The following is a 12,655-nucleotide window of genomic DNA, read 5'->3' as shown; positions in this document are numbered from 1 at the left end:
CTCAGTATCTAATAAGTTGAAGTTTATAAAAGTATTACTTTTTAACTTTAGGACGCTTCGCGCCATATTTGGAACGAGCTTGCATACGGTTGTTGACGCCAGCCGTATCCAATGCACCGCGAACGATATGGTAACGTACGCCCGGAAGGTCTTTTACACGTCCGCCGCGAATCAGAACGACGCTGTGCTCTTGCAGGTTGTGTCCGATACCCGGAATGTAAGCCGTAACCTCTACGCGGTTCGTCAGACGAACACGAGCGTATTTGCGAAGTGCGGAGTTAGGCTTCTTCGGAGTCATCGTGCCTACGCGAGTGCAGACACCGCGTTTTTGCGGAGCGCTGATTTCCGTAGCCTCACGCTTCAGGGCATTGAATCCCCGTTGCAGTGCTGGCGATTTGGACTTGACCACTTTTGCTTGACGGCCCTTGCGGACCAGTTGGTTAATTGTTGGCATGTCGGTTGCCACCCCCTTCCCATAATTCATGAAACGCTGAACTGATTGACGCTCATTATTTAAGCCCACAGATCCAGGCGGTTCATCTTTGGACAAACAAAAGTTTTTGCCTGACGTATTGAGCGGAAAAATCCGAACCTTACCGGCAAAAACAACGTTCCTACTCTTCATCTCCAACCATTGCTGCCATCGCGGCTCCGACGTCAATCCCGCATTGCTCTCCGAGATCGGTCATCGTCTCCGTCCAAGTCACTGGCACGCTCATTCTTCCGCATAACTCGACGATAGCGCCGGTCAGCCTGTCATCAGCGTCTCTGGCTACATAGACGTGAATCGCCTTGCCTGATTCAACGGTCTTGGTCGTCTGCTTCGTGCCAATCTTGTAAGCCATGGATTCACCATCCTTGCTTAAGCACAGAAATCCACTCACAGGCACACTTCGATATAGTAGCACTAGACTTATCCCCATGTCAAGATGGGCATGTCCATTTGATCAAAAGATATTCCGGTTTCAAAAGCACGCCCATAAAAGAGCAGCCGCCCGAAGGCCGGGCAGCTGCTGATGTTGAGCGGTGTTGCAAGGCTCCGTCGAATTAGGATTCGACCGGAACCGTCTCGCTGAGCTCGGCTTCCGCAACTGCGGTCTCGAGTTCGTCCTCTTGGCCGACGAAGCGGATGCTGCGGTAACGGTTCATGCCCGTACCGGCAGGGATCAGCTTGCCGATGATGACGTTCTCCTTGAGGCCGAGCAGCTGGTCGACCTTGCCTTTGATGGCAGCGTCGGTCAGGACGCGGGTCGTTTCTTGGAAGGATGCCGCGGAAAGGAACGAATCCGTCTCCAGGGAAGCCTTGGTGATGCCGAGCAGTACCGGCTTGGCGACTGCCGGCTCGCGGCCGGACAGAAGCACTTCGCGGTTGGCTGCTTCGTATTCATGCACATCGACAAACGCGCCAGGCAGAAGCTTCGTGTCGCCGGCATCGACGATGCGGATTTTGCGAAGCATCTGCTTGATCATGACTTCGACGTGCTTGTCGTTGATTTCTACGCCCTGGTTCCGGTATACGCGCTGAACTTCCTGCAGGATGTAGTTCTGTACCCCGCGGATGCCTTTGATGCGCAGCATTTCCTTCGGATCGATGGAGCCGTCTGTCAGCTCGTCGCCGGCTTCCAGATGCTGGCCTTCGATGACGCGGATCCGGGAACCGTAGCTGACCGGATACACTTTGGATTCGGCTTCGCCTTGAACTTCGATCTCGCGGCGGTCCTTCGTTTCGCGAATGCTCTTCACGACGCCGTCCAGTTCGCTGATGATCGCTTGGCCTTTAGGATTACGCGCCTCGAAGAGCTCCTGGATACGCGGCAGACCTTGCGTGATGTCGTCGCCGGCAACGCCGCCGGTATGGAAGGTACGCATGGTGAGCTGGGTTCCCGGCTCGCCGATCGATTGAGCCGCGATGATGCCTACGGCTTCGCCGATCTCTACATGCTTGCCTGTCGCCAGGTTGCGGCCGTAGCAGATCTTGCAGACGCCGTGACGGGCGCGGCAGCTCAGTACGGAACGGATCTGAAGCTTCTCTACGCCTGCATCGACGATCGCATCGGCCTTCTCGGCGTCGATGAGATCGTTGCGGGCAACGATGACTTCTCCCGTCTGCGGATGACGGATCGTCTCGAAGGAATAGCGGCCCTCGATACGGTCGTACAGATCCTCGATGACTTCCTTGCCGTCCTGAATCTTGGCGACCGTGATGCCTTTGTCCGTGCCGCAATCGTCCTCGCGGACGATAACGTCCTGGGCGACGTCGACGAGACGGCGGGTCAGGTAACCCGAGTCGGCTGTACGGAGGGCGGTATCGGCAAGACCTTTACGCGCGCCGTGAGTCGAGATGTAGTACTCGAGTACCGTCAGGCCTTCACGGAAGTTCGACTTGATCGGGAGCTCGATGATGCGGCCGGATGGGTTGGCCATCAGACCACGCATGCCGCCCAGCTGGGTGATCTGCGATTTGTTACCCCGCGCCTTGGAGTCCACCATGAGCATGATGGAGTTATAGCGGTCCATCGATTTCATGAGGATTTCGGTAATCTGGTCTTTTGTCTTGCTCCAGATCTCGATGACGCGGTCATAACGCTCTTCGTTGGTGATCAGGCCGCGACGGTATTGGTTCGTCACGACTTTGACCTTCTCGTCGGATTGCTTCAGGATTTCTTCCTTCTCCGGCGGCACGATGACGTCGGAGACGGCTACCGTGATGCCCGCGCGGGTCGAGTACGTAAATCCTAGCTCCTTGATCTTGTCAAGGATGACCGACGTCTTGGTCGTGTGGTACTGGCGGAAGCATTCCGCGATCAGAAGACCGAGGTATTCCTTGCCGACAGCGCCCATTTGCGGCACGTTGTCCAGGAAGGAGTTCAGGTCCGCGCCTTTTTCGTACACGAAATATTTATCCGGCGTTCCGTCCATCAAGTTGGTCTTGGTAGCCTCGTTGATGTAAGGGAACGAGCTCGGGAAGATCTCGTTGAAGATGACTTTGCCGACCGTCGTCGAGATGAGCGAGCTGTTCTGCTGATCCGTGAAGGCATCCTTCTTGAGGACCTTCGCCGGAATGAAGATGCGCGCATGCAGCGACACGATGCCCCGCTGATAAGCGGAAACGGCTTCGTTGACGGAGCCGAAGACAGAGCCGGATCCTTGGGCTTCCTTGTTGTCCATCGTCAGATAGAAGGAGCCGAGGACCATATCCTGGGACGGAGTTACGACCGGCTTGCCGTCCTTAGGGTTGAGGATGTTGCCTGCCGCCAGCATCAGAAGGCGGGCTTCCGCCTGCGCTTCCGCGGACAGCGGAACGTGAACGGCCATCTGGTCGCCGTCGAAGTCGGCGTTGTAAGCCGTACATACGAGCGGGTGAAGCTTGATGGCGCGTCCTTCGACAAGGATCGGCTCGAAAGCCTGGATTCCGAGTCTGTGAAGCGTAGGGGCACGGTTCAAGAGAACCGGATGCTCCTTGATGACTTCTTCAAGAACGTCCCACACTTCGGCGCTGACGCGCTCGACTTTGCGCTTGGCGCTCTTGATGTTGTGGGCGAGCCCTTTGTTGACCAGTTCCTTCATGACGAACGGCTTGAAGAGCTCCAGCGCCATTTCCTTCGGAAGGCCGCATTGGTACATCTTCAGGCTCGGTCCGACAACGATAACGGAACGGCCGGAGTAGTCGACGCGCTTGCCGAGAAGGTTCTGGCGGAAGCGGCCCTGCTTGCCCTTCAGCATATGGCTGAGGGATTTCAGGGGACGGTTGCCGGGACCCGTAACAGGACGGCCGCGGCGGCCGTTGTCGATGAGGGCATCGACGGCTTCCTGCAGCATGCGCTTCTCATTCTGCACGATGATGTCGGGAGCGCCGAGATCAAGCAGGCGCTTCAGACGGTTGTTGCGGTTGATGACGCGGCGGTACAGGTCGTTGAGGTCGGAAGTCGCAAAGCGTCCGCCGTCCAGCTGAACCATCGGGCGAAGCTCCGGCGGAATGACCGGGAGCACGTCGAGGATCATCCAATCCGGCTTGTTGCCGGAATGGCGGAACGCCTCGATGACTTCGAGACGCTTGATGGCGCGGTTGCGGCGCTGGCCTTGGGCCGTGCGCAGCTCTTCCTTGAGCTGATCCAGCTCACGCTCGACGTCGATGTCCTGAAGCAGCTTCTTGACGGCTTCAGCGCCCATGCCGGCTTGGAATCCGTAGCCGTATTTCTCGCGGTAGCTGCGGTATTCCTTCTCGGACAGAAGCTGCTTTTTCTCCAGCGGGGTTTCGCCCGGATCCGTCACGACATAGCTTGCAAAGTAGATGATTTCCTCGAGCGAACGGGGCGACATGTCGAGAGCCAGCCCCATCCGGCTAGGAATTCCTTTGAAGTACCAGATATGGGAGACAGGAGCGGCAAGCTCGATGTGTCCCATGCGCTCGCGGCGCACTTTGGCACGGGTGACTTCAACGCCGCAGCGGTCGCAGACGACGCCTTTGTAGCGGACGCGCTTGTACTTGCCGCAGTGGCATTCCCAATCCTTGGTCGGGCCAAAGATCTTCTCGCAGAAGAGCCCTTCCTTCTCCGGCTTGAGCGTCCTATAGTTAATGGTCTCCGGCTTCTTGACTTCTCCGCGGGACCAAGAGCGAATCTTCTCCGGCGATGCAAGGCCGATCTTCATGTACTCGAAGTTGTTCACATCCAACAAGGAGCAACCCTCCTTAGTTCAAGTATGCCTTAGGCTTATTCCGCGCCAGCTTCGGCGCCTTCCAGGTTGAGGTTCAGCTTGTCGCTGGCGCCTTCGTCCTCGTCGTCGATTTCTCTCATTTCGATCTCGTTTTCGTCCTCGTTCAGGATTTTGACGTCCATGCCGAGAGACTGCAGCTCTTTGATCAAGACCTTGAACGACTCCGGAACGCCCGGCTCCGGCACGTTCTCGCCCTTCACGATCGATTCATACGTCTTCACCCGGCCGACCACGTCGTCGGATTTGACCGTCAGGATCTCCTGGAGGGTGTAAGCCGCGCCATAGGCCTCGAGCGCCCATACTTCCATCTCGCCGAAGCGCTGGCCGCCGAACTGGGCTTTGCCGCCGAGAGGCTGCTGCGTTACGAGCGAGTATGGACCCGTGGAACGGGCGTGGATCTTGTCGTCGACCATGTGCGCCAGCTTGATCATGTACATGACGCCGACGGTGACTTCGCGCTCGAACGTCTCGCCCGTGCGTCCGTCATACAGAACCGTCTTGCCGTTGCGCTGCATGCCCGATTCTTCCATCGTGTCGAACACGTCGTACTCGCGCGCTCCGTCGAATACCGGCGTAGCGGCGTGGATGCCCAGACGCTTGCAGGCCATGCCGAGATGGACCTCGAGCACCTGGCCGATGTTCATCCGGGAAGGTACGCCCAGCGGGTTCAGAACGACTTCTACAGGCGTTCCGTCCGGCAGGAAAGGCATATCCTCTTCCGGCAGGATGCGGGCGATGACGCCCTTGTTGCCGTGGCGTCCGGCCATTTTGTCGCCTTCGGAGATTTTACGCTTCTGGGCGATGTAGACACGGACCAGCTGGTTCACGCCAGGAGGCAGCTCGTCGCCGTTCTCGCGGGTGAACACTTTGACGTCGACGACGATGCCGTCCGTGCCGTGAGGCACGCGCAGGCTCGTGTCGCGGACTTCGCGCGCTTTTTCGCCGAAGATGGCGTGCAGCAGGCGCTCTTCAGCCGTCAGCTCCGTTACGCCCTTAGGCGTTACTTTGCCGACGAGGATGTCCCCAGCGCTGATCTCGGCGCCGACGCGGATGATGCCGCGCTCGTCGAGGTTCTTGAGCGCTTCTTCGCCGACGTTCGGGATGTCGCGCGTGATTTCTTCAGGTCCGAGCTTCGTGTCGCGGGCTTCGGACTCGTATTCTTCAATGTGGATGGACGTGTACACGTCTTCCTTCACAAGCTTCTCGCTGAGCAGGATGGCATCCTCGTAGTTGTAGCCTTCCCATGTCATGAAGGCAACGACGACGTTGCGGCCCAGAGCCAGCTCGCCCTGCTCGGTCGAAGGACCGTCGGCGAGGATATCGCCTTTCTTGACGATGTCGCCCTTGCGCGCCAGCGGACGCTGGTTGATGCAAGTGCCTTGGTTGGAGCGCATGAACTTGTGCAGCTTGTGCTTCACGAGATCGCCCGTAACCTGCTTGCCGTCCACCATCTCGACGCGGCGCAGCCAAATCTCGTTGGCCGAGGAGCGCTCGATGATGCCGTCATGCTTGGCGACGATGCAGACGCCGGAATCCTTCGCGGACTTGTGCTCCATGCCGGTGCCGACAAGAGGCGCCTTCGGAATGAGCAGAGGCACCGCTTGCCGCTGCATGTTGGACCCCATGAGCGCGCGGTTGGAGTCATCGTTCTCGAGGAACGGAATCAGAGCCGTCGCGACGGATACGACCTGCTTCGGCGATACGTCCATGTAGTCGACGCGCTCGGTCGGCATCGTCAGGATGTTGTCGGCCTGCTTGTTGTAGCGGACGACGACCTGATCGTCGACGAACTTGCTGTCTTCCGTCAGGAGGGCGTTTGCCTGTGCGATGACGTAGTTGTCTTCCTCATCCGCGGTCAGGTAAGCGATCTGCTCCGTGACCACAGCTGTCTTCGGATCCACCCAGCGGTACGGAGCTTCGATGAAGCCGTACTCGTTGATGCGGGCGAAGCTGGACAAGGAGTTGATCAGACCGATGTTCGGTCCCTCAGGCGTCTCGATCGGACACATCCGCCCATAGTGGGAGTGATGGACGTCTCGGACTTCCATGCCGGCGCGTTCCCGGGTCAGACCGCCGGGTCCGAGTGCGGACAGACGGCGTTTGTGCGTCAGCTCGGCCAGAGGGTTCGTCTGGTCCATGAACTGCGACAGCTGGGAAGAGCCGAAAAACTCCTTGATGGATGCGATGACCGGACGGATGTTGATCAGCGCCTGCGGCGTGATCGCGTTGGCATCCTGAATCGACATGCGCTCGCGGACGACGCGCTCCATGCGGGAGAGACCGATCCGGAACTGGTTCTGCAGCAGCTCGCCGACGGAACGCAGGCGGCGGTTGCCCAGATGGTCGATATCGTCCGTGCTGCCTACGCCGTGCAGCAGATTGATGAAGTAGTTGATCGACGAGATGATGTCGGCCGGCGTAATATGTTTGACCGATTTGTCGATGACGTCATTGGAAATGACCTTGATGATTTTGCCATCTTCGTTGGGAGCGAATACGCTCACCGTCTGCAGTGGGATACTATCCGCATCCAGAACGCCGTTGGCGACGTGGTACGTGTTGCTGTTCAGCTGTTTTTCCAGGAATGGAAGCAGCTCATCCAGCAGGCGGCGGTCGATCATTTGGCCGGCTTCGGCCAGAATTTCGCCCGTCTCGTTGTCCACGAGGGTTTCAGCCAGACGCTGGTTGAACAGTCGGTTCTTAATGTGGAGCTTTTTATTGATCTTGTAACGGCCGACATTGGCCAGATCATAACGTTTAGGGTCGAAGAAGCGCGCGACGAGCAAGCTCTTCGCATTGTCCAGCGTAGGCGGCTCGCCTGGACGCAGGCGCTCGTAGATCTCGATCAGGGCTTTTTCCGTGGAGTCGGTGTTATCCTTGTCCAGCGTGTTCTTGATATACTCGTCCTGTCCGAGCAAGTCCAAGATTTCGGCATCGCTGCCGAATCCAAGGGCGCGAAGAAGCACCGTTACCGGAATCTTCCGGGTACGGTCGATGCGCACGTAGATGATATCCTTGGCATCCGTCTCCAGTTCCAGCCAAGCACCGCGGTTAGGAATGACAGTGGCCGTGTAAGTGCGCTTGCCGTTTTTGTCGACCTTGGTGCTGAAGTACACGCTGGGGGAGCGTACCAACTGGCTGACGATAACGCGTTCCGCACCATTGATGATGAAGGTGCCGGTCTCGGTCATCAGCGGAAAATCGCCCATGAACACTTCCTGTTCCTTAACCTCGCCCGTTTCCTTGTTAAGGAGCCTTACCTTAACGCGAAGCGGCGCTGCATACGTAACGTCGCGCTCTTTCGACTCGTCGACGGAATACTTAGGCTCTCCCAGGCTATAATCGATGAATTCCAACGAAAGATTCCCCGTGAAGTCCTGAATTGGAGAAATATCCTGGAACAACTCCAGGAGATCGCTCTCCAGAAACTTCTCATAAGACTTTTGTTGGATTTCAATCAAGTTCGGGACTTCGAGCACTTCGTGAATCCGGTTATAGCTCCTGCGCGTGCGTCGACCATACTGAACAAGTTGTCCTGCCAACTTAACCTCACCCCTCATGTCTGCTTCTCAGCGTGATAAGCGCACTCATGAAACATGACCTAGCCAGACCTCAGCCGGTTACCTTCGGGCCGGCCGGTTTGAGCCTCAATCCCATGGTGGTAAATAAAGAAAAGCCCTTATCGAAGTGGTTTCGAAAAAAGAGCATACTTCCGGTCTGAAACCTCGGCCTCCCCCGCATGGACGAACCATAGGGAAGACATGGTCTCCTATCATGTAATTTTGCCCAAAATCTAAACATTATACGTCAAAAACCAATTTTGTATGCATTGCGCATCAAATAAATAATTCTTGACATTTTAGCGGACTAAAGAGATTCCGCCTATTTTAATGCTGACATTTCATAATAATAGCACATCGACAAAGGCGAGTCAACAAAAATGAGAATTTAGTCTCTAGTCAAAAACGGAAGCTTGCCCTGTATGTCCATTCGCCGTTCTTCCAACGCTTCGCATACGGATAGTCCCTCCAATCGCTGTTGTCGCCAGATTCCTTCCATTACGGATGAATAGGTTCGAATCCGGCGACAAAGGCGACCGCTGCGCTTTTCCAGGATCATTCCGTTTACTCCGCTGCAGCAGGCGACATTCATTGCAAGTATTGCACCGTATCTGGCTAGCCGGCTAATTCTCGATGGAACGGATAGCCTTAAATATCCGGAACCCTTTATCCTTGCCGACTTCCTTGACGCGGCCGAACAGCTGCTGAAGCTTGGCTTCGGCAGAAGGAGCCCCCTGCTTCTTTTGAATGACCACCCACATGCTGCCGCCGGGCTTCAGCAACGAGTACCCTTCCTCGAAGATTCGGTGAACAGTCGCTTTGCCTGCCCGAATCGGCGGATTCGTCAAGATCACATCAAACGGCTCGCCGCCGGCCTTCTCGAACAGATCGCTCTGCTGTATGGACACATTGGCGATTCCATTCAGCTTCGCATTCTCTCCGGCCAGCTCCACGGCGCGCTCATTGATATCCAGCATGACAACCTGTCCTTGCGGAGCCAGCCGCGCTGCCGTCAGACCGATTGGTCCATAGCCGCAGCCGACATCCAGCACGCGGTCATACTCGCCGATCTCCATCTCCTCGATGAGGAAACGGCTGCCGTAGTCGATTCCGCTTTTGGAAAAGACTCCGTTGTCCGTCATGAACTGAAACCTGAAGCCTCTCAGCTCCGTCTCATGCTTCTGCCGGTTCTGCTGCGTTCCCGGCGTACGGGAATAGTAGTGGTCCGACATCATGTCCCTCCTTCCGGATATGCCTCCTCATAGAGAGAACCCCTTGGAACCGCGAGGCTCCAAGGGGTTCTCAAGCTTTTAAGAGAAAGCTTATTTCACTTCTACAGCTGCGCCTGCTTCTTCAAGCTTAGCTTTGATAGCTTCTGCTTCTTCTTTAGCTACTTTTTCTTTGATTGCTTTTGGAGCGTTGTCGACAACTTCTTTCGCTTCTTTCAGGCCAAGACCCGTCAGCTCGCGAACGACTTTGATGACGTTGATTTTGGAAGCGCCAGCGCTCATAAGGATAACGTCGAATTCGGATTGCTCTTCAACTTCAGCAGCGCCGCCGCCAGCAGCTACAACCGTAGGTGCAGCAGCCGTTACGCCGAATTCTTCTTCGATTGCTTTAACGAGATCGTTCAGTTCCAGAACGTTCATGCCTTTAATGGCTTCCAAGATTTGTTCGTTGCTCATGGTTGAACCTCCATTGGGTATAAGTTTTTTTGGTGGTGCTGGGATGCCGGCTATGCCGGCGAAAGGATCAAGCAATTCCTGCCGGCAGCCGGAAGGCCGCCGGACGGAGGAAAATCGTTCTTAAGCTTCTGCTTCTTGCTTTTCCGCCACGGCTTTGACCGCCAGCGCGAAGTTGCGCATAGGAGCCTGGAGGACGCTGAGGAGCATGGAGAGCAGGCCGTCGCGGGATGGCAGGTCTGCCAGCGCCTTGATTTGGGCTGCGTCTACGACTTGGCCTTCGAGGATGCCGCCTTTTACTTTCAGGGCGTCATTTTTCTTGGCGAAGTCGGAGATGATTTTTGCAGGAGCTACGACGTCGTCCGCGCCGAAGGCGATAGCCGTCGGACCCGCGAGAACTTCCGTCAGAGCGGAGAGCTCGGCGGATTCGGACGCGCGGCGCACGAGGGAGTTTTTGAGAACCTGGAATTCGATGCCTGCTTCGCGAAGCTGCCTGCGCAGTTCCGTTACTTGAGCCACGTTCAGTCCGCGGTAGTCAGCTACAACCGTCGTCGTGCTTGCTTTCAGCTTGGCGGCGATTTCTTCCACCTGCTGCTGCTTGGATTCGATAACTTTTACGTTTGCCATTTGTTTACACCTCCCGATGTGGATATCCGTTGCATCCTTTAGAACGGTTTACCTTCAACCTGCCGGTGCATGAATAAAGGCCTCCGCCAAGACAGCGAAGGCCATGATTGTCCGTTTACGGGAAACGTATATCATAACACCTCGGTAGGGGATTAAGCCCGAAGGCACCTACTGTCTTAGGTATGCGTGTTCTGAAGTTAGAATCGCAGCTCTTAGCGGAACGTGGAAACGTTGACGCGAGCGCCAGGTCCCATCGTGGAAGATACAGCGATGTTTTTCAGGTAAATCCCTTTGGCCGATGCCGGTTTGGCACGGTTCAGAGCGTCGATCAGCGATTTGAGGTTCTCAGCCAGCTTCTCGGCGTCGAACGACACTTTGCCGATCGGTGCATGGATTTGACCTGCACGGTCAAGACGGTATTCGATCTTACCGGCTTTGATCTCCTGAACAGCCTTCGTCACGTCGAACGTTACCGTGCCGGCTTTAGGGTTAGGCATGAGGCCTTTACCGCCGAGGATACGTCCGAGCTTGCCGACTTCAGCCATCATGTCAGGCGTAGCCACGCAGACATCGAATTCGAACCAGCCTTGTTGGATTTTGTTGATCATGTCCGCATCGCCGACGAAGTCAGCGCCTGCAGCTTCGGCTTCCTTCGCTTTGTCGCCTTTAGCGAAAACGAGGACGCGCTTTGTTTTGCCCGTACCGTGCGGGAGTACAACGACACCGCGAACGGCTTGGTCTTGTTTCCGCGGGTCAACGCCCAGGCGGACAGCCACTTCGACGGATTCGTCGAATTTGGCGGTTGCTGCTTTTTTCACGAGCTCGATTGCTTCAGACGGCTCGTAAGTCGCTTCGCTGTCGATCAGCTTAGCGGCTTCAACGTATTTCTTGCCATGCTTTGCCATGAAGAGTTCCTCCTTATGTGGTGTGTAGCGGAACGCCTGACGTACAGCCGTCCCTCCCACTGCGAAACCTAGCGGTCTCGCTGTGACGCCGCGCCGCGAGGCGCGTCCTGGATTAGTCGACGATCGTTACGCCCATGCTGCGGGCAGTACCTTCGACCATACGCATTGCAGCTTCTACGGATGCAGCGTTCAGATCCTGCATTTTTTGTTCTGCGATCTCACGGACCTTGGAACGGTTGACCGTAGCGACCTTCTTCTTGTTCGGTTCGCCGGAACCCTTCTCGATGCCTGCTGCTACGCGGAGCAGTACGGCTGCTGGAGGAGTTTTCGTCTCGAACGTGAAGGAGCGGTCTTCGAATACGGTGATGACGACCGGAATGATCAGGCCGGCTTGATCAGCCGTACGCGCGTTGAACTCTTTACAGAACGCCATGATGTTGACGCCTGCTTGACCGAGTGCAGGACCGATTGGCGGAGCCGGGTTGGCTTTGCCTGCCGGTACTTGCAGCTTGACGAGTTTGATGACTTTCTTTGCCATGTGTTACACCTCCTGCGATCGAAGTCAGTTGCCTGACATGAAATGCTCATGCCGCCATCCGGATGAATCCGGAGGCCGGAAACCGGTTCATTATACCTTCTCGACCTGCGTGTAGTCAAGTTCAACCGGGGTTTCACGACCAAACATGTTGACATGGACTTTCAGCTTGCTCTTGTCCATTTGAATTTCTTCAATGACGCCGACAAAGTTAGCAAACGGACCTACTGTAACGCGAACGGTTTCTTTCAGCTCGAATTCCATCTTCGGCTTAGGCTCGGACATTCCCATATGGTTGAGAATGGCGTCCACTTCCTCCGGAAGCAGTGCCGTCGGCTTGGAGCCGGAACCTGTGGAGCCCACGAATCCCGTTACGCCAGGCGTATTGCGAACAACATACCAGGAATCGTCGGTCTGAATCATTTCCACCAGGACGTATCCCGGATAGACTTTGCGCATGACGGTCTTCTTCTTCCCGTCCTTGTTCACGATTTCTTCTTCCATCGGAACCAGCACGCGGAAGATCTTGTCTTCCATGCCCATCGATTCGACGCGGCGCTCGAGGTTGGCTTTCACCTTGTTCTCATAGCCCGAGTAAGTATGAACCACATACCATCTTTTTTCCATTAA

10 protein-coding genes and 1 other annotated feature are annotated in these 12,655 nt (G+C 56.1%); all 10 genes read right to left on the bottom strand.

What is annotated here, in order from left to right; all coding sequences use genetic code 11:
* Positions 1-34: 34 nt before the first annotated feature.
* Entirely contained in the window at positions 35-454 is a 420-nt protein-coding gene (rpsL, locus tag AC06G8_RS02905) for a 30S ribosomal protein S12 (protein WP_048743621.1), read from the bottom strand.
* Positions 455-614: 160 nt separating this feature from the next.
* A complete protein-coding gene (locus AC06G8_RS02900) occupies positions 615-845 on the bottom strand; it encodes a ribosomal L7Ae/L30e/S12e/Gadd45 family protein (protein ID WP_048743622.1) in 231 nt (76 codons plus the stop codon).
* A 202-nt stretch (positions 846-1,047) separates the two neighbouring features.
* Positions 1,048-4,677: a DNA-directed RNA polymerase subunit beta' gene (rpoC, locus tag AC06G8_RS02895; protein WP_447665212.1), complete on the bottom strand. Its 3,630-nt coding sequence runs from the start codon at positions 4,675-4,677 to the stop codon at positions 1,048-1,050.
* 35 nt (positions 4,678-4,712) lie between these two features.
* Complete coding sequence (gene rpoB / locus AC06G8_RS02890; RefSeq protein ID WP_447665211.1) at positions 4,713-8,258, bottom strand: DNA-directed RNA polymerase subunit beta; 3,546 nt, start codon at positions 8,256-8,258, stop codon at positions 4,713-4,715.
* 641 nt (positions 8,259-8,899) lie between these two features.
* Entirely contained in the window at positions 8,900-9,508 is a 609-nt protein-coding gene (locus AC06G8_RS02885) for a class I SAM-dependent methyltransferase (protein WP_447665210.1), read from the bottom strand.
* Between the two features lie 90 nt (positions 9,509-9,598).
* On the bottom strand, positions 9,599-9,961 hold the full coding sequence (rplL, locus tag AC06G8_RS02880; RefSeq protein WP_447665209.1) for a 50S ribosomal protein L7/L12: 363 nt from the start codon (positions 9,959-9,961) through the stop codon (positions 9,599-9,601).
* A 120-nt stretch (positions 9,962-10,081) separates the two neighbouring features.
* Positions 10,082-10,585 (bottom strand): 50S ribosomal protein L10, encoded by a 504-nt coding sequence (gene rplJ, locus AC06G8_RS02875; RefSeq protein WP_076360215.1) that lies wholly within the window; start codon positions 10,583-10,585, stop codon positions 10,082-10,084.
* A 63-nt stretch (positions 10,586-10,648) separates the two neighbouring features.
* Positions 10,649-10,784: a sequence feature (ribosomal protein L10 leader region), on the bottom strand.
* A 13-nt stretch (positions 10,785-10,797) separates the two neighbouring features.
* The gene (gene rplA / locus AC06G8_RS02870) at positions 10,798-11,490 is read right to left on the bottom strand and encodes a 50S ribosomal protein L1 (protein WP_048743631.1); all 693 of its coding nucleotides are present in this window, start codon (positions 11,488-11,490) and stop codon (positions 10,798-10,800) included.
* A gap of 112 nt (positions 11,491-11,602) precedes the next feature.
* A complete protein-coding gene (gene rplK / locus AC06G8_RS02865; RefSeq protein WP_021878535.1) occupies positions 11,603-12,028 on the bottom strand; it encodes a 50S ribosomal protein L11 in 426 nt (141 codons plus the stop codon).
* Between the two features lie 90 nt (positions 12,029-12,118).
* Positions 12,119-12,652 (bottom strand): transcription termination/antitermination protein NusG, encoded by a 534-nt coding sequence (gene nusG / locus AC06G8_RS02860; RefSeq protein WP_048743635.1) that lies wholly within the window; start codon positions 12,650-12,652, stop codon positions 12,119-12,121.
* Positions 12,653-12,655: the final 3 nt, after the last annotated feature.

This window comes from Paenibacillus sp. SJS-P3, assembly GCF_056711585.1.
The sequence above is the reverse complement of the archived record's forward strand: the minus strand, read 5'-3'. Positions and strand labels throughout refer to the sequence as shown.